16 protein-coding genes and 1 pseudogene are annotated in these 16,720 nt (G+C 61.2%); 13 read left to right on the top strand and 4 right to left on the bottom strand.

Annotated elements, in window-relative coordinates; genetic code table 11:
• Window positions 1-13 precede the first annotated feature (13 nt).
• Window positions 14-1,279 (bottom strand): MFS transporter, encoded by a 1,266-nt coding sequence (locus KB879_RS34630; protein ID WP_153956670.1) that lies wholly within the window; start codon window positions 1,277-1,279, stop codon window positions 14-16.
• A gap of 189 nt (window positions 1,280-1,468) precedes the next feature.
• Between KB879_RS34630 and KB879_RS34625 the strand changes: the two genes are divergently transcribed.
• A complete protein-coding gene (locus tag KB879_RS34625; protein ID WP_041228960.1) occupies window positions 1,469-2,164 on the top strand; it encodes a TetR/AcrR family transcriptional regulator in 696 nt (231 codons plus the stop codon).
• A gap of 349 nt (window positions 2,165-2,513) precedes the next feature.
• On the opposite strand, the gene KB879_RS34620 is transcribed toward KB879_RS34625, so the two are convergent.
• Complete coding sequence (locus KB879_RS34620; RefSeq protein ID WP_013951806.1) at window positions 2,514-3,650, bottom strand: IS110 family transposase; 1,137 nt, start codon at window positions 3,648-3,650, stop codon at window positions 2,514-2,516.
• Between the two features lie 203 nt (window positions 3,651-3,853).
• On the opposite strand from KB879_RS34620, the gene KB879_RS34615 reads away from it, so the two are divergent.
• The gene (locus tag KB879_RS34615) at window positions 3,854-4,984 is read left to right on the top strand and encodes an IS110 family transposase (RefSeq protein ID WP_211984090.1); all 1,131 of its coding nucleotides are present in this window, start codon (window positions 3,854-3,856) and stop codon (window positions 4,982-4,984) included.
• Between the two features lie 548 nt (window positions 4,985-5,532).
• Here the strand turns inward: KB879_RS34615 and KB879_RS34610 are convergent.
• Complete coding sequence (locus KB879_RS34610; protein WP_153957102.1) at window positions 5,533-6,948, bottom strand: PLP-dependent aminotransferase family protein; 1,416 nt, start codon at window positions 6,946-6,948, stop codon at window positions 5,533-5,535.
• 87 nt (window positions 6,949-7,035) lie between these two features.
• Here KB879_RS34610 and KB879_RS34605 point away from each other — a divergent pair, with 87 nt between their 5' ends.
• The 11 genes and pseudogenes from KB879_RS34605 to KB879_RS34555 all read left to right on the top strand — a co-directional run bounded on the left by KB879_RS34605 (window position 7,036) and on the right by KB879_RS34555 (window position 15,083).
• A complete protein-coding gene (locus KB879_RS34605) occupies window positions 7,036-7,467 on the top strand; it encodes a cupin domain-containing protein (RefSeq protein ID WP_041229135.1) in 432 nt (143 codons plus the stop codon).
• Window positions 7,468-7,531: 64 nt separating this feature from the next.
• On the top strand, window positions 7,532-8,149 hold the full coding sequence (locus KB879_RS34600; protein WP_211984088.1) for a nitroreductase family protein: 618 nt from the start codon (window positions 7,532-7,534) through the stop codon (window positions 8,147-8,149).
• A gap of 152 nt (window positions 8,150-8,301) precedes the next feature.
• Window positions 8,302-8,799 carry a YkgB family protein gene (locus KB879_RS34595; RefSeq protein WP_013958579.1) on the top strand — a complete coding sequence of 166 codons (498 nt, stop codon included), beginning with the start codon at window positions 8,302-8,304 and terminating at the stop codon, window positions 8,797-8,799.
• A 159-nt stretch (window positions 8,800-8,958) separates the two neighbouring features.
• On the top strand, window positions 8,959-9,408 hold the full coding sequence (locus KB879_RS34590; RefSeq protein ID WP_013958580.1) for a GNAT family N-acetyltransferase: 450 nt from the start codon (window positions 8,959-8,961) through the stop codon (window positions 9,406-9,408).
• Window positions 9,409-9,631: 223 nt separating this feature from the next.
• Window positions 9,632-10,555, top strand: a complete 924-nt coding sequence (locus KB879_RS34585; RefSeq protein ID WP_153957088.1) for a LysR family transcriptional regulator — start codon at window positions 9,632-9,634, stop codon at window positions 10,553-10,555.
• A 135-nt stretch (window positions 10,556-10,690) separates the two neighbouring features.
• Window positions 10,691-10,777 (top strand): annotated as a pseudogene (locus KB879_RS40595) (RidA family protein); the annotation flags it as partial.
• A gap of 351 nt (window positions 10,778-11,128) precedes the next feature.
• The gene (locus KB879_RS34575; protein ID WP_211984086.1) at window positions 11,129-11,764 is read left to right on the top strand and encodes a nitroreductase family protein; all 636 of its coding nucleotides are present in this window, start codon (window positions 11,129-11,131) and stop codon (window positions 11,762-11,764) included.
• A 187-nt stretch (window positions 11,765-11,951) separates the two neighbouring features.
• The gene (locus KB879_RS34570; RefSeq protein ID WP_153956673.1) at window positions 11,952-12,497 is read left to right on the top strand and encodes a carboxymuconolactone decarboxylase family protein; all 546 of its coding nucleotides are present in this window, start codon (window positions 11,952-11,954) and stop codon (window positions 12,495-12,497) included.
• Window positions 12,498-12,640: 143 nt separating this feature from the next.
• Window positions 12,641-13,339: a glutathione S-transferase N-terminal domain-containing protein gene (locus KB879_RS34565; RefSeq protein ID WP_211984084.1), complete on the top strand. Its 699-nt coding sequence runs from the start codon at window positions 12,641-12,643 to the stop codon at window positions 13,337-13,339.
• Window positions 13,340-13,412: 73 nt separating this feature from the next.
• A complete protein-coding gene (locus KB879_RS34560; protein WP_153956674.1) occupies window positions 13,413-13,883 on the top strand; it encodes a pyridoxamine 5'-phosphate oxidase family protein in 471 nt (156 codons plus the stop codon).
• 243 nt (window positions 13,884-14,126) lie between these two features.
• Complete coding sequence (locus KB879_RS34555; protein ID WP_153956675.1) at window positions 14,127-15,083, top strand: AraC family transcriptional regulator; 957 nt, start codon at window positions 14,127-14,129, stop codon at window positions 15,081-15,083.
• 561 nt (window positions 15,084-15,644) lie between these two features.
• Here the strand turns inward: KB879_RS34555 and KB879_RS34550 are convergent.
• Entirely contained in the window at window positions 15,645-16,523 is an 879-nt protein-coding gene (locus tag KB879_RS34550; protein WP_035823710.1) for an ADP-polyphosphate phosphotransferase, read from the bottom strand.
• Window positions 16,524-16,720: the final 197 nt, after the last annotated feature.

The raw sequence follows: 16,720 nt of genomic DNA, 5'->3' as shown, positions 1-16,720 counted from the left end.
GGGGAAGGCGGGCTCAACTGGCATCGAGGGACGGCGCGGTGCCCGGCGCCTTGCGGGCGCCCACACCGGTATCCTGCTCGGCAATTTCGCGTGGCAGCAGGGCAACCACGATCGCGGATAGCAGGAACAAGCCGCCGCACAGCGCGATACCGGGCGCAAAGCCGAACCCAGTCGCCGCCCAGCCCAGCGCCAGCGGAGCAAAGGCGGAGATGCCACGGCCGACGTTGAAGCAGAATCCGGCGCCGGTTGCGCGGATGTGCGTCGGGAACAGTTCGGCGAAGTAGGAGCCCACGAGGCCGGCGAAGGCCATGAAGAAGGCGAATACCGGGCCGAGGACGAGCAGGGTCGCATGGTCCGTGGCGAAAGCGTAGGCCGGTAGCGTCAGTCCGGAGCCGACCAGCGACGCGATCACGGCACGCTGTTTCCCGATGCGGTCTGCGAGCAGGCCGAAGACGTTATAGCCAAGGAACATGCCGACATTCAGCACGGCCACGAAGCTTGCCATGGTGGTGACATCGAGCCCCCGCTCCTTGACCAGGAAGGTCGGTAGCCAGGTCGAAGCGCCCCAGTACGCGGACAGCGCCAAGGCCGAGGTCGCGGTGCCGAGCAGGGTAATGCGCAGCAAGCTCGGCGCGAACAACTCAGCAAGGGTGGCGCGGCCGGCGCTTGCTCTGGCGGACTGGTCGCCATAGCGTTGCGCGAGCCAGACCTCCGATTCCGGCACGCGCAGCCAGACGTAGAAGATGGCGATGGCCACGGCCCCGCCGCAGAGAAGGAACAACATGCGCCAGCCATGCGTCGGTAGCAGGTAGGCCGCTGCCAGGGCGGCCACGGTTGCGCCCGCCGAGAAGGAACTTAGCACGAAGGCAGTGGCCCGTCCTCGCTGGTGCGCGGGCCAGGTCTCGTTGACATGTGCCGCGGCCGTGCTCCAGACCCCGCCCAGGCCGAGGCCTGAGAGGAAACGCAGGAAGAGGATCTGGCGCCAGTCGGTGGCGCCGGAAATTGCCATCGTGAGCGCGCCGAAAGTCACCAGCGACAGTAGCAGCGCCGTGCGGCGGCCCATGGTATCCGCCAGCCTCCCCATCACCACGCTGCTCAGCCCGATGCCGAGCAGCGTGGCTGTGACCAGCAAGCCGGCCTGCGCCTGTGTGATGTGAAGGGATGCGGTAATGGCCGGCATGGCGATGGCAAGGATGATGATGTCCACCGCGTCGAACATATAGCTCAGGAAGCAGCCGATAAGCACGCGCCACTTCAGCGAAGCAGGATTGGGGGGCATGATGGGTCTCCTGATTTGGTGCCCCTGGCCGAAGCAGGTGACGCACCCGTTTGCACTGACTGTACGATCGTGCAGTCTCGAACGGAACGGACTGTACGCTCGTACAGTCAAACGTTACACTGGGGTAAACTCGGGTGCGAATGTGGCGAAGTGAGGTTCGCTACAATGGCGCGTCTATATGGAGGCAGCATGGAAGGCAGGGAAGCGCGGAAGTCGGCGGTCGGGGCGCGGGGCAGGGCGCGGGAAGAAGTGCAGGGGCTGCCGATCCCGGAAGCGAGCAAGCGCGAACGCGTGCTCGATGCAGCGGAGCGGCTCTTTGCCGAGGGCGGCTTTGACGGCGTGTCGATGCGTGATATCGCGGCGGCCGCGGACGTTGGCTTGCCGCTGATCGTTTACCACTTCGAGACCAAACGAAATCTGTACCGCGCGCTCTTTGAACGGCGTAAGACGCTCTTCGAGGCCCGGCTGGCGGCGCTACACGAACCCCTCATCGCCGGCGAGGATCCGGTGGAGCACATCGTGCGTGCGTTCGTGCAGCCAGTAATGCGGATCCAGGACACGGAGGCCGGCATTGCCTACGCCAAGCTCGTCGCACGCGAGGCATCGGATCCAAGAGAAGCTGAGCGAGGCATTGTTGCGGACTACTTCGACCCCTTTGCCATGGAATTCGTCAAGGCGATCCGCAAGGCCCTGCCAGGCAACAGCGCCGGCTATGCGCATTGGGCCTATCTGTTTGCCGTGGGGGCGCTGGTAATGAGCGTGTTCGACAGCCGTATCGAGCGCATCTCCGGCGGCAAGGTCAAGGCCGGCGACGTGCGGCGCAAGTCCGAGTACCTGGTGACCTTCATCGCAGCGGGGATTCGCGCCGGGGCCGACCGGACCTGAACAGACCCTTCTATGAGGGCGAGGATGTCAAGCTCCTCCGGGATTGAATTTCCATAGACATGACTGGCGCGATGCTTTCTCCTTGCAAGCCTCGAATCTTCGTGGGCTGACACGGCGTGAAACCGAGGTCGGGGTTACTTAAGGCCGGGACCCAGCCCCGGTCTACCTTCTATCCGTGCCCGGCGCAAGGCCGGGTCACCACATACCGCATGCGCGAAGCGCTGGAACACCCCTGTTACCTGCGCGCGCCCCATCTATAAGAACGGCTACCCGCTGGGGGCAGCCCGAGTCTGTTACGGGCGCGCTGACCTGCGATCGTTACCGCTTAGCCTTCCATACTCAGGCGGCATCACGTTGCGACGGGTTTGAAGCTGGCCTGGACTGGAATCTCGCCGTACTCGAGATAGCGCCACAGGCCAATAGCCAATCGCCGTGCCAGTGCCACAATACCGATGCGCCGCATGCGCTTGCCACCTGGCGCAAAGCGCTCATTGAACCATTGGGTGAGCTGACTTGCAGGCTGGTAGCGTAACCAGCTCCACGCCAGTTCAATCATCAGCCAGCGGGCTCGTTTGTTGCCAGCCTTGCTGATGCCTTGCTCGACCTGGCTTTCGCCGCTGCTGTAGGGCGTCGGCGCCAAGCCCAGGGAGCTGGCGACTTCGCGTCGGTTGTGAAAGTTCCGCCAGCCAAACAGTTCCTTGACCAGGATCCAGGCACTGCCGACGCCAATCCCGCGCAGCCGCGCGAGCAGGGCGATCGCCGGCTGCGCGCCGGTCTTTACGGTCGCGTGCTGCTGGGCTTCGATCGTCCTGATCTGCGTAACCGCCAGTGACAGTCGCGCGACACTGCGCTCGATCTCGGCGCGCAGCCCCACAGGCAGTTGCGCGCCATGATCGTTCCACCAGTGCGCCCAGGAACGGCCGCCGACGTGGGCGACCCGCAGGTTGTGCAATACCAGCAGCGAGCGAATTCGGTTGCTGAGGGCGGTGCGTTCCTGCCTGAGTCGCCCCAGTTCCCGGTGCAACCGCCGCTCGTCTTCTTGCTCCGGGGTGGGAACCCGCGCGACGCCCCACACGCGTCGCTCCCCCGCGTGATAACGCAGCAGCATCGAGAGCAGCTTGTCGCCGTCGAGCCGGTCGGTCTTGGCACGTCGTGCACGCCGGTTGACTTCGATACTGGACGAGTCCACCACCAGGTTATCAATGCCTTGTTCGGTCAGCCAGCGGTGCAGCCAGAAGCCATCGCGGCCAGCCTCGTAACAACTGCGGACCGGCACCTGCGATGTCAGTCCGCAGCGTGCTTTGGCCTTGGCAATCGCTCGCAGGACCGCGTCCTTGTCACCGGCCGCCACCGTATACCGGCTCGGCCCGCGTACGCCGTCGCCAAGCGACAGCTTCCAACTCTTCTCGCCCAGTTCGAAGGCCATATACAGTCGGCCAATAACTGCCCTATCCTGTCCTTGAAGGGCTGTGTCAGGCGCATTCATTTGCAGGCTCCTTTCGTAAAACGGGTTCGTGAAGCTTCGTTTTACTCCAGGGGGCTTATCTGTCCAGCCCTTCCATAGACAGTATGACTTCCGTGAGGCAGAGGCTGGCCTGCCGCGAGGAATCAAACGCGGGTTAGCATTGCTGCCAGAGCCGCACGGTGCGGACAGGGCCGCACCCGGCGATTTCCGGCACGGAGGCCAGCATGGACCACGATAGCACGCTTTATGTAGGGCTCGACGTTCACAAGGAATCGATCACGGTCGCCTATGCGCTCGGCGAGGGCGAGGTTGAACTGCTCGGCAAGATCGGCACGACGAAGGCGGAAGTCGAACGCTTGTGCAAGCGCCTGCAGTCCAAAGCGCGACGGGTCAGGGTCGTCTACGAGGCGGGCCCATGCGGATATGGTCTTTACCGACAGCTTGCAGGGAAGGGATTCGACTGCATGGTGTGCGCACCGTCGTTGATTCCCAAAAAGCCGGGTGAACGCGTCAAGACTGATCGACGTGACGCCGTGAAGCTCGTGCGTGCGCTCCGCGCGGGCGACCTGTCGAGGGTCTATGTGCCCACCGTGGAGGACGAAGCGTTCCGCGATCTCTCACGTACGTGGGTAAGTGCCAAAGACGATCTGAAGCGTGCCCGGCAACGGCTGAAGGCCTTTCTGCTCTCGCATGGGGTGCGCTATGCGGGCCGGGCCGACTGGGGGCCGGCGCACCGGCGCTGGCTGAGCACGTATGCGTTCGACAGCGCGTGGCAGCAACTGGCGTTCGAGGAGCATCGACGCACGATCGAGGACCGCCTCGCGCAATGCGCCCGGCTGGAGGCCGCGTTGCGCGAGGCGGTCGTCAACTGGCACTTCTATCCGGCCGTGCTCGGCCTGCAAACGATGCGCGGCGTGCAATTCACCACAGCAGTGGGCATGCTCGCGGAGTTGGGCGATCTCTCGCGCTTTGAGCATCCGCGCCAATTGATGGCATGGCTGGGGGTGACACCATCCGAACACTCCTCCGGCGATAGGCGCCGTCAGGGCAGCATCACCAAGACCGGCAACAGCTATGCAAGGAAGCTGCTCGTGGAGGCCGCCTGGAGCTACCGGCATCCGGCACGCGTAAGTCCCGACATTCAACGTCGGCACGAAGGCATCCCGAAGGCTATCATCGATCGCGCCTGGGACGCGCAGGTCCGGCTATGCCGGCGCTATCGCAAGCTGGCCGCGCGAGGCAAAAACGCGAACATCGCGGTAGTCGCGACGGCTCGCGAACTGGCCGGCTTCATCTGGGACATCAGCCAGCTGTCCATGTCCTTGGCCGTATCGGAAGAGGCGCCCGCCGTGTAACACAGCGCTTCGTCAACCACCCCACAACCCACTGGAAGAGTTTCCTGAAGGCGGCGTAGCCCGGGCATCCGAGTAACCCGCGAAGATACTACGCAAGGAATGTCATCCGATTTGCGACCATAGGTAGCGGCAGGCTCGTTGGACGGACCTCTGTAATGCGGTAGCCAACCCGCGAATATCAGTGTGATCCACCGTCGAGAATTACTGCTACGTCGCCCTCAGGAAATTCAGATCAAATGCACTGACCAGAAACCGAACCAATCCGATTGACAACGGAAGTCATATCAGTATCTAATCAACCGGTATCTGGATTATCTAGAAATAGAAATCGTTCTCATGATAAGTCTCTGAGATGACCAGAGCGTTCCGCTTCCGCCGATGGAGCGACTTGCATCGCTGGCCAGCGAAAGTCCGTTAGCTTGGCCGGAGCCGACGTTCGATTGGCCGAGTGATCGCGTGGACCAACTACGCTTCATGGCCGAAACCGGAAATCCATCAGGTCGCCGACGCCGCTGTCGCGTCGAACTTCCGCTCCCGACCCATTGCGATCAGGTGAACTTTCGGATCAGGTGGTGCAGGCGATCGCAAGCGGCTGGAATCTGCTGTTCAATCGCTGTCGCCACCCCGAGTAGCAGCCCCGATCGCTGCGTAGATGTGGAACAGTACCAGCCCGACAACGCCGCGGGCGCGAGCCCATAGGCGTAGGCTTCCCGGGCGATCGTCTTGTCGTCGGCGTCGTCGGGGAGCCGCACCACCATAGCCAGTCCAGCCGGATAGGCCTCGAATTCCCGGGACTCGAGGCCTGCCAGCAGCGCTTGGCTTCGGGCCGCATAGATGCGCTTCATGCGCCGCAAGTGCCGCATGTAATGGCCGTCTCGCATGAACTCTGCCGTCGCCATCTGCACGGCCGGCCCAGGTGCGGAAGCCAGGCAGGCCACAGCTTCATCGAAACGGGATACCAGGGCCGGTGGCACCACGACGAAGCCCAGCCGCAGCGTCGGGCTGATCGTCTTGCTGAACGTCCCGACATGAATGACCCGTCCCGCTCGATCCTGTGATGCCAGCGCCGGCGCCGCGTGGCGTTTGAGCTGGAGTTCACCCAAGTAGTCGTCTTCGATGATCCAGCTCTCCGAGCGGATCGCCCATTCGAGCAGTTGCACCCGGCGGGCCAGCGACAACGTCGGGCCCAGGGGCGCCTGTTGTCCCGCAGTGACAAGCGCCAGCGCGGCATCCGGTGCGTGCGTTTCGCCGTAGCTGACGTCGATGCCTTCATCATCGACAGGCACGGGAACAGTCGTGAGCTGGGAAATGGACAAAGCCCTGCGGCTCGGAAGAAAGCCCGGATTTTCGACCCATGCCTTGCGGCCTTCGGCCTGGAGCACGCGTAAGGCTATACCGAGCGCTCCCGAGAAACCTGCCGTGATGAAGATCTGCGAGAGCTGGCATTCGATGCCGCGTGACAAGGCGAGATGCGCGGCGATTTCCCGGCGGAGTTCATGCTCGCCGCGCGGGTCCGGATAGGACGCCGGCGCTTCGACTTCATCGCGCGCCGCACGGGCGCGCAGTCGTGCAAACAATGTGGTCGGAAAACAGTCCGATGCGGGCACGCCCATCTGAAACACTGCGGGGCCGGGCAGGAAGTGCTGGTATAGATCGGATTGCAGATCCGTCTCGATCGACCGCGTCCGGTCCGTGCTCGGGCGCACTGCCGGCGCGTGCTCGGAAACTCTTGTTCCGCCGGCACGCGACGAGACGATCAACTGCGCGTCGGTCAGCCGCTCGTAGGCGGTCTTGACGGTGCCGCGCGCCACGCCCAGCTGCGCTGCCAGGTCCACCCACGACGGCAGCCTGGCACCTGGAAGCAGTACCCCGCTCTCAATGGCGACGGTGATTCCCGCGCGTATCTGTTCTGCAAGTGCTGTCTTCGACGCGCGGTCGACCTTCAAATCCAGGATTTTCGCCATGGTTCGTGGTGCATTAGGATTTCAGGTTTTTGGTTCTTTTATGCGAACCGCCTGACGTTCATGATTCTAGCCAACACGGAGCTGAACATGAAACGTCAACGCACACTTCTTTCTCTCGTTGTCGCTGCCAGCGTGGCCTATTCCGGGGTCGCTGCTGCTCATGGCGCGGAAACCGGCGGCCCTGGCGATGTCGTCAAGCCGAACTTTTCGCGCGCCATACAAAACATCCCGGGTAAATCGCTCGTTACCGTGGAAGTCATCTATCCACCCGGAGGCGCTTCGCTACCTCATACCCATGCCAAGTCGGCGTTCATCTATGCGTATGTTGTCTCGGGCAGCATCGCCAGCAAGGTGAATGACGAGCGGGAACGCGTCTACAAGGCTGGGGAGGCGTTTTTCGAGGAGCCGGGCTCACGCCATCCCGTGAGCCGGAACGCGAGCAAAACCGAACCAGCAAAGCTGTTGGCGGTATTCGTCGTTGATAGCAACGACAAAGAACTGACCACGCCGCTCAAGTAAGCATCGCCTCGGAACGCGAAGCACTCGCATACCTACATCTGTCCCTTCACCCATAGGGATCACTATGACCAACGCCGTCATCGACTGTATCCTGAGCCGCAGCGCGGCCAAGTACTACGACCCCACCGCGACCTTGAGCGACGAGCAAATCCGCGAGCTGGTGCGGATCGGCACAAGCGCGCCGACATCCTTCCACATGCAGAACTGGCGCTTCATCGCCGTACGCTCGCCTGAAGCCAAGGCTCGGCTGAGTCCGATCGCTTGGAGCCAGCCCCCGATCACCGAAGCAGCCGTTACCTTCATCGTCTGCGGTCAGTTGGCCGATTCCAGCGTAATACCAGATCGCCTGGCGCCGCTGGTGGAAGCGGGCGTCATGCCGGCAGAGATGGTGCCGGAATGGGAAATCCCCGCACGCAATCTGTACATGGAGTACCCGCAGCGCCAGCGCGACGAGGCAGTACGCACTGCCACCTTCGGCGCGGCGGCGATGATCTACGCGGCCCGCTCGCTGGGCCTGGGTTCGACGCCGATGATTGGTTTCGATGCCGAAGGGGTGCACCGCGAGTTCGGACTGGCCCAAGACGAAGTGCCGGTCCTGCTGTTGTCCGTAGGAGCGGAGCGTCCCGGAAACTGGCCGCAGAAGCCGCGCCTGCCAGTGGCCGATGTGTTGGACCTCGTCTAATTGCTGATCACGCCCATCAAATAGACATTCAGACGCACTCGACAGCGCCAGGTATTGAAGGCTTGCACGGTGCAAGACCCGCGAGCGCTGTGAGGGAAGGGCGGTGCACTGCATATATGTCAGAGGCACATTCAACTCAAGGAGGTTCGCAAATGGCCAGTCCGATTCCTCTTCAAATTGCTGAAAAGGGCGCCGGTTCACTCAACTTCTTGGCCCTGCTTAGATGGGCTTTGGTCGTTATCTTTCTTTGGTTCGGCGGAATGAAGTTCACCGCATACGAAGCAGCCGGTATCGCTCCGTTTATCGAACACAGTCCGATCATGAGCTGGCTGCACGCCCTATTTGGAGTTCAAGGGGCAAGCTACGTGATAGGCGTACTTGAGCTATCCACCGCTGCGGCTCTTATTCTTGGGGCCTTCGAGCCCATTTTTTCAGCATTGGGAGCGGCGATGTCCGCCACGACCTATCTTATAACGCTCACCTTCTTCGTGAGCACACCTGGCGTGGCAGAAGCGACGGCGGGTGGATTCCCGGCGATTTCCGCAGCACCGGGCCAGTTCCTTCTTAAGGATCTTGTTCTACTGGCTGCATCGCTTTCTCTTCTCCTGGCATCTCTACGTGGTCCGTGGCTCAGCGATCAGAAGTCCTGAGTGGATAGGGCGATTCGCTGGCGCTAAGTTCTGCCGACGCGCGGAATGCGGCGGATCATCGGTGCCTGCAAATCGCCCGTTGGAGGTATTGGGCCACGTCCGCGCGCCGTCCGCGAGCAGCAGCCGGGCGGCCAGCATCCTCTATTTCGGGAGCATTCTATGCAATCAGTCGAGATCAAAGCCATTGAAAACTACGATTTTGATCTTTGGCTTCCGCTGTGGAAAGGCTATCAGAGGTTTTACGATGTGGATATTCCCGAGTCCGTGACGCTCCGGACCTGGGCACGCTTCTTGGACCCAGCGGAACCGATGCATGCAGCGCTTGCCATGGTTGGGGGGAAAGCATTGGGGCTGGTGCATTCGATCTACCACCGATCCACCTGGGAAACCGGCGACTACTGCTACCTGCAGGACCTGTTTGTTGCCGACCAGGCGCGTGGCGGCGGAATTGGCCGCGCGCTGATCGAGCATGTCTATGCGGATGCGAAACGTCGCGGGGCGTCCCGTGTGCACTGGCTGACGCACGAAGCCAACCATGGGGCCATGCAGCTTTACGACTGCATCGCTGATCGCTCGGAGTTCATCCAGTACCGAAAACTATTTGCGTGACACGCTGGTTCGGGTCCGTCCTCAGGACTCGTGCGGTGCATCGCCGAAAACCAACCGATACTCAGAAAGAGAAGGCCCAAGAAGATGGTCGTGATCGGCGGTACGGGCCTGCTTCAGCCTGCTCGCGCAAAAGAGCCGGATCAGGCCGTCGCGGGGTGCCTCGACACTGCGCGATACGGCCCGCCCCGTAGCTTAGGTCTTACTCCTTTCGATAGCTTTCATCATGGATCGTCTAGTCTCAATGCAGGCATTCACTCGGGTGGTGGATGTCGGCAGCTTTGCGGGCGCGGCGGAGTCGCTCGACCTGCCAAAGCCTACGCTCACCCGCCAGATCCAGCATCTCGAGACTCACCTTGGAGTCAAGCTGCTGCACCGGACCACGCGCCGCATCAGTTTGACCACCGAAGGCGCTGCCTATTACGAACGCTGCGTCCGCATCCTGGCCGACGTCGAGGAATCGGAACAGTCGTTGACGCATCACAACAACTCGCCACGCGGCACACTGGCAGTGGACACCACGAGCGTACTCGCGCAAATGGTGTTGATGCCGCGACTGCGCGACTTCTTCAATGCGTATCCGGAACTGAAGCTCGAGCTGACCACCAACGGCAAGCCGATCGACATGCTCAAGGAAGGCGTGGATGTGGTCCTGCGCGTGGGTGCGCTAGACGAATCGATGGTGGCACGTCGCATCGGCCAGGTGATGGCGTTCTATGCATCACCGATCTATCTGCGCCGCTTTGGTACACCTCACGATCTCACAGAACTGGCCCTGCATAAGGCGGTGAACTTCCTGTCGAACCGCACCGGGCGCGAAACGCCGTGGCCGCTGATCCGTGCCGGCGAACGCAGCGAAGTTTTGCTGCCTTCGGCGATCTCCACCAACGATGCCGACGTCTACCTGGGCTGCGCATTGGACGGCCACGGAATCGCCCGCATCTCGCAAGCGATGGCCGATCCCTATATCAACAGTGGCCGGCTGGTGGAAATCATGACCGAGTGGCAATCCGACGAACTGCCAATCTCCGCGATGTATCCACAGAACCGGCACTTGTCGGCCAAGGTGCGCGTATTCGTGAACTGGGCTGCCGAGATTTTCTCGCGGCATCCGCGCTTCGGCGCGGCACGGCGGCAACTGGCCGCGTAGTTTGCGTAGTCGGAGTTTCGGCGCGACAAGCTTTCCGGGCCGGGTCATTCAACAGGAGATCAGATGTGACCAACACGACCGCAGCGAATGGAAAAGAGGTGGCCTCTCATGGTGTGCCTGCGGAAGACGACTATTCGATCTCAGTGCGGAAGCGATTTGATTGGTGTATCGAGGCTGGCCTTTCCTGAGCAGCTCATCGAGGCCGTCTTCAAGGCAGTGCTGCCTACCGCATTGGGCCACCTCGCCCCGGCCTCATCCATCATGCCGCCGGCTACACCGACACCCATTTGGCTGAGATCTCGCTGGCCATCGCGCTCACCGTCTGTACCGACGTTGACTTTCCACCCATCGAGTAAACCGCCTTGCCGGGCGAGCACGACATCACACTTCGAAGTTTCGCTCGGCTGATCCCGACGCGGCGATTTTCCCTGAGCCGTGCCGCCGATGCCGGATGGATTGCCTTGTTGCTTTGATCCTTTTGGGCATTCTTTTGAGTACATGGAGTCTCGAAATCTGCATTCGGTAGACCTAAAGTTGAGGCTCCTAACCACCTGATGAATGAGTCTCGCGCCCATGACCAACGGAACCACCATGACCAACGCTGTCATCGACTGTATCTTGAGCCGCAGCGCGGCCAAGTACTACGACTCCACCGCAACCTTGAGCGACGAGCAAATCCGCGAGCTGGTGCGGATCGGCACAAGCGCGCCGACATCCTTCCACATGCAGAACTGGCGCTTCATCGCCGTACGCTCGCCTGAAGCCAAGGCTCGGCTGAGTCCGATCGCTTGGAGCCAGCCCCCGATCACCGAAGCAGCCGTTACCTTCATCGTCTGCGGTCAGTTGGCCGATTCCAGCGTAATACCAGATCGCCTGGCGCCGCTGGTGGAAGCGGGCGTCATGCCGGCAGAGATGGTGCCGGAATGGGAAATCCCCGCACGCAATCTGTACATGGAGTACCCGCAGCGCCAGCGCGACGAGGCAGTACGCACTGCCACCTTCGGCGCGGCGGCGATGATCTACGCGGCCCGCTCGCTGGGCCTGGGTTCGACGCCGATGATTGGTTTCGATGCCGAAGGGGTGCACCGCGAGTTCGGACTGGCCCAAGACGAAGTGCCGGTCCTGCTGTTGTCCGTAGGAGCGGAGCGTCCCGGAAACTGGCCGCAGAAGCCGCGCCTGCCAGTGGCCGATGTGTTGGATTTGGTATAGGCGCGTCGCCGCGGCAGTGATCACGCCGAACGACCAAGCGGCTGCCAAGTGAGAGGCAAACACAAGGTACCTCCCACTTGAAGGCCTGACCAGCTTCGACCCAGGACTTGGGCACGAAGTAAGCCGGGGGATGGTTCCCACATGGACATTCCCCAATTAGTGAAACCAGCAACTTACAGAGATTACGATGCCAAGAACTGCTGCTCTAAAGCCGGAACAGGTGCCGGCCGATTCGAAACCGACCCTCGATGCAATTACCAAGAACATCGGGTTCACCCCAAATATGATGGCGACCTTCGCACAGAGCCCCGTCGCGTTCAACTCATGGGCCACCCTGCTTGGCTCCTTGAGTAAGGCGCTCGACGTGAAGACGCGTGACAGCATCGGCCTCGCTGTCTCCGAAGTGAATGGCTGCAACTACTGCCTGACAGTTCACAGTTATACGGCCGAGCATCTGGCCAAGCTGTCGGCCGATGAAATCATTCTCGCTCGGAAGGGCCGTGCCAACGACCCGAAGCGCGACGCCGCCGTCCAGTTTGCGCGCAAAGTCATCGAGGCCCGCGGCAACGTCACTGACGCCGATCTGAAAGCCGTCCGCGAAGCCGGCTACACGGATGCGAACGTCATGGAGATCGTCGCGCTGGTTGCCATGTACTCCCTGACGAATTTCTTCAATAACGTGTTCGATCCCGAGAAGGACTTTCCCGCCGTTACGCCGGCTGGCTCGATCTGAACGCTATCCGGTCGCATCGACCCTCTCCGAGGGGCTTGAAGGTTTGATGCGAGCGCTACGCCAAAGCCCGGAGGCACCCGGGAAAGATTCTTGGGAATGCGTCCGGGCTTTTCGTATGACCCGACAAGTCTAGGAGAAAGAATGTGACACTCGATCATCCAATTTTTGCGCGCTGGCCGGTGCAGTACCCCGATCGGCTGCAACTCTTTTCCTTACCGACGCCCAACGGAGTGAAGGTCGGCATCATGCTGGAGGAAACAGGCCTTGCCTATGAGCCTCACCGCATCGACATCATGGCGAACGAAAACCACGATCCGGCCTTCCTGGCACTCAATCCTAATGGCAAGATTCCGGCGATCTACGATCCCGAAGGGCCGGGCGGCCGGCCGCTGGCGTTGTTCGAATCGGGAGCGATCCTGATCTACCTCGCAGACAAGACGGGGCAGTTCCTCTCCACCGATCCCAACACGCGCTACGAAACGATCCAGTGGCTGATGTGGCAGATGGGCAGTGTCGGGCCGATGTTCGGCCAGGTCGGCTTCTTCAACAAGTTTGCCGGCAAAGCCTATGAAGACAAGCGCCCACGCGACCGCTACGCAACCGAATCAGCCCGGCTGCTCGGTGTCCTCGACGAACGTCTCGCGGGCCGCGACTGGGTGATGGGCGCTGACTACAGCATCGCCGATATTTCGCTGCTCGGGTGGGTGCGTAACCTGATCGGCTTTTATGAGGCGCGTGAGCTCGTCGGCTTCGATCGCTTCCTTCATGTGCAGGCATGGCTCGATCGCGGTTTCGCGCGCCCAGCCGTTCAAATGGGAATCAATATTCCGCCTCGCGACTGAGTGCATGTAGATGGATACCGCAACGGCCGGCGACGCACGGAGCCGCTCAAATTCTATTCAAGCGAGGATATCTATGATTGAAATCACCGCCGACATGGAGGCGATCATCAAGCAGGCGATGCTGTCGTTCGTCGCGACAGTCAACGCGGACGGAACGCCCAATCTTTCGCCGAAGGCGTCCTTGACGGTCACGAACGGCGTTCTCTACTTCGCCGATATCGCATCGCCCCGAACGATACTGAACTTGAGGCGAAATCCCGCCATCGAAATTAACGTGGTCGACATCTTCCAGAGACGCGGTTATCGATTCAAGGGTCGCGCGTTGGTGCTGCCGCCAGGCGATGGTGAGTACTTGATGATCGCCGATTGGGTTCGGGCGACGAATGGCCCAGAGTATCCCGTCAATCACGTCGTCAAAATCGAAACCACTTCGATCATCCCGTTACTGTCTCCAGCCCATGTCTTTGCCCACCCTCCTCGAAGTCAGGACGAAATCAGGAGCACCTACCATCAAAAGTACAGGGTGAAACCCATCGGAGCATAGGTGCAGGGTCCGCGAAGTACGGCATGCGGCTTTACGACCGCATCGTTCATCGCTCGGGCTTCCCAGCCGGCATGCAAGTGCCTGGATGGCGGCGCGTACGCGAAGGAATTCCTGGCCGTCCAGTTGCCCGGACGAGCTTGCGCGCTACGTGTCCGGTCAGCTCGAGCACTGAGGCCATTTGCTTCGCACAACCGGTGTGCAATCGCAATATGATGCTTGAGCGTTTCAAATTCTCGAGGTCCTATGTCCCAAGTCGACTGGCTGAGCCAGCTCCTGCAAATGATCACCATCACTGGCCGGCTGGAGGTCCGTTGCGTCTACGGCGAGCCATGGCGTGTGGCCTGGCCCCAGTCCGCAGCGCACGAGATTCCCTACCACGTCGTGCTCAAGGGCCGGGCGATTATCGAGAATCCGGAGACCGAGACGACCATGGAGTTGGTGGGAGGAGATATCGTGCTGTTGCCTCACGGGTCGGCGCACGTCCTGCACGATGGCAGCGGACATGCGCCGGGTCTTACCTACAATCGCCAAGGTTCTGCAGGATGGATGCTTAGCCAGAATGACGGCCAGGGCGATCATCTGGACCTGTTGTGCGGGCGATTATTCATCGAGCCGCCCCATGATCGGCTGATTCGCAATTATCTACCCACGAATCTGGTGGTACGGGCCATGGACGGCCATGATGATGACGCCATCGGGTCCGCTTCGAACCACCTGGCCAGTCTCGTGGGGCTGATGCGCATGGAGGCCGCCGGAGACAAACTGGGCGGATATGCCATGCTCAACGCGCTTACCTCGGCGCTGTTCACACTGGTACTGCGCGCAGCAAGCGAATCCGAGCAGGCCCCGGCAGGCTTGTTGGCGCTTGCCGGCCATCCACGGCTGGCTCCGGCTATTTCGGCGATGTTCGCCGATCCGGCGCGACCCTGGAACCTGCCTGATCTGGCCGACTTGTGCAGCATGTCGCGCGCCACCTTCATGCGGCACTTTCAGGACAAGCTGGGGCGCTCGGCCATCGAATTGCTGACCGATATCCGCATGAGCCTGGCCGCCAACGAACTGAAGAAGCCGATGATGACCACCGAGGCCGTGGCCGACTCAGTCGGGTATCGATCCGTGGCAGCGTTCCGGCGTGTGTTCACCGACACGATGGGGATGACGCCGGGGGAATGGCGCCGTCTGGCGCGCGAGGGCCAGTAATGCGATTCGGTTTCGGTGTGCAGCCTGGATGAGGCGCTAGACACGCCGGCGCTTGCGACCACTCTTCCGCGCTCCAACGCGACCTCATAGGAGGAGTCGTCCAATAAGAAAGAGCGCCGCTGCGAATAGTGCGGCTGTATGGTATCGAATGTGTCTCTGGGCCATGACTAAATTGAGGGTCGGCTACGTTGCAGAAGTCGCGACACGCTACTTCAGCGCAAGCGAACAGCTTGCTGGCCTCCGACCTCGGTCGATTGACGGGAGGGTGGCGGTCGGCTCTTGCCGGCTGCACTCCGGCCGCTGGACCAGACACCACCTCATCGGCAGCTTTTGAGGGTACAGCTGTCATTCATGTCTTCGGGTCGGTCGGCAGATCATCCGCCAAACTCGCCATTCGTGCATTCCCCGTTGCAGCCGGTCCGAAATGTCCAGTATCGTGCACAGGTGCGTGATCGACCTGTTGCGGCCGTCCGAGAAGCCCGAAACCGGACGTTCTTCCCACGATGCGTAAGCCTTAAACAATCAGCTGCTGCCAAGGACGTGTTTCGTCGGCCTGTCCGATTAGTCTCTCTGCTTCGTGAGTTGCTCGCGGATCTCGGATAATTCCTTTTTCCGCTCGGCGGTCGTCTTCGGGTACTGCAATTTCAGCTCACCGAGGGTGTCGAGGATGATCTGCGACACGATCAGCCGTGCGTCCTCCTTGTCGTCGGCGGGTACTACGTACCAGGGCGCGAGTTCCGTGCTAGTCGCGCTCAGACATTTCTCGTACGCCGTCATGTATTTCGTCCAGAATTTTCGCTCCTCGACGTCGGCCATGCTGAATTTCCAGTTCTTATTCGGATCGTCAATGCGCGCGAGAAAGCGCTTACGCTGTTCCTCCTTCGAAAGATGCAGGAAGAACTTCACGACACGCGTGCCGTTACGGTAAAGATGGGCTTCCAAATCAGCGATCGAACGGTAGCGGCCATGCCAGAGGGATTCGCCAGAACCCGACACAAGCGATAGACCCTCGCCGCGAAGGATCTCGGGATGCACACGAAGGATCAACACCTCCTCATAGTAAGAGCGGTTGAAGATGCCGATGCGGCCGCGTTCCGGCAGGTCGTGGGTGGTGCGCCAGAGGAAATCATGCTGAAGTTCGTTTGCGCTCGGATGCTTGAAGCTGAACACCTGGCATCCCTGCGGGTTGACGCCCGACATGACGTGTTTGATGACGCCGTCCTTGCCCGCCGCATCCATTGCCTGGAAGATGAGGAGAACAGAGTAGCGGTTGTCCGCATAGAGCAAACTTTGTAGCTTGCTGAGCCTCTCGATGTGCTCGGCTAGCAGAGTACGATACTGGTCCCTCGACCCGTGGAGGGGAGTCACGCGCGTCGGCCATTTCGTAAGCAAAACCGTGTCGCCCTCGCGCACTCGGAAATCGTCGGAATTGAAATTCATGGTCGTTCTCCCAGCGGGACGAATGGCGAAACTGCCGCGTCCTAATAGATCAACGAGCGCAGTCGGTATCCAATATGCGCGCACCGCCTCCTTACTCCGGCCGTCGATTCGGAAACCGCAAGCGCCCCCCTGGCCGAACCCAGACTGCGGCATGTTCTTCACCGTGCGCGAGGGATGCGGCTGTCGCGCGTGACGAC

The sequence above is a fragment of the Cupriavidus sp. KK10 genome (assembly GCF_018223725.1).
In the GTDB taxonomy this organism is placed as follows: Bacteria; Pseudomonadota; Gammaproteobacteria; order Burkholderiales; family Burkholderiaceae; genus Cupriavidus; species Cupriavidus necator.
This window is presented reverse-complemented; position numbering and strand designations above follow the sequence as displayed.

Bases quoted from the DNA above. Each gene is read 5' to 3' on its own strand.
- KB879_RS34630 (WP_153956670.1), bottom strand. From the start codon at position 1,279: ATGCCCCCCAATCCTGCTTCGCTGAAGTGGCGCGTGCTTATCGGCTGC.
- KB879_RS34625 (WP_041228960.1), top strand. From the start codon at position 1,469: ATGGAAGGCAGGGAAGCGCGGAAGTCGGCGGTCGGGGCGCGGGGCAGG.
- KB879_RS34620 (WP_013951806.1), bottom strand. From the start codon at position 3,650: ATGAATGCGCCTGACACAGCCCTTCAAGGACAGGATAGGGCAGTTATT.
- KB879_RS34615 (WP_211984090.1), top strand. From the start codon at position 3,854: ATGGACCACGATAGCACGCTTTATGTAGGGCTCGACGTTCACAAGGAA.
- KB879_RS34610 (WP_153957102.1), bottom strand. From the start codon at position 6,948: ATGGCGAAAATCCTGGATTTGAAGGTCGACCGCGCGTCGAAGACAGCA.
- KB879_RS34605 (WP_041229135.1), top strand. From the start codon at position 7,036: ATGAAACGTCAACGCACACTTCTTTCTCTCGTTGTCGCTGCCAGCGTG.
- KB879_RS34600 (WP_211984088.1), top strand. From the start codon at position 7,532: ATGACCAACGCCGTCATCGACTGTATCCTGAGCCGCAGCGCGGCCAAG.
- KB879_RS34595 (WP_013958579.1), top strand. From the start codon at position 8,302: ATGGCCAGTCCGATTCCTCTTCAAATTGCTGAAAAGGGCGCCGGTTCA.
- KB879_RS34590 (WP_013958580.1), top strand. From the start codon at position 8,959: ATGCAATCAGTCGAGATCAAAGCCATTGAAAACTACGATTTTGATCTT.
- KB879_RS34585 (WP_153957088.1), top strand. From the start codon at position 9,632: ATGGATCGTCTAGTCTCAATGCAGGCATTCACTCGGGTGGTGGATGTC.
- KB879_RS34575 (WP_211984086.1), top strand. From the start codon at position 11,129: ATGACCAACGGAACCACCATGACCAACGCTGTCATCGACTGTATCTTG.
- KB879_RS34570 (WP_153956673.1), top strand. From the start codon at position 11,952: ATGCCAAGAACTGCTGCTCTAAAGCCGGAACAGGTGCCGGCCGATTCG.
- KB879_RS34560 (WP_153956674.1), top strand. From the start codon at position 13,413: ATGATTGAAATCACCGCCGACATGGAGGCGATCATCAAGCAGGCGATG.
- KB879_RS34555 (WP_153956675.1), top strand. From the start codon at position 14,127: ATGTCCCAAGTCGACTGGCTGAGCCAGCTCCTGCAAATGATCACCATC.
- KB879_RS34550 (WP_035823710.1), bottom strand. From the start codon at position 16,523: ATGAATTTCAATTCCGACGATTTCCGAGTGCGCGAGGGCGACACGGTT.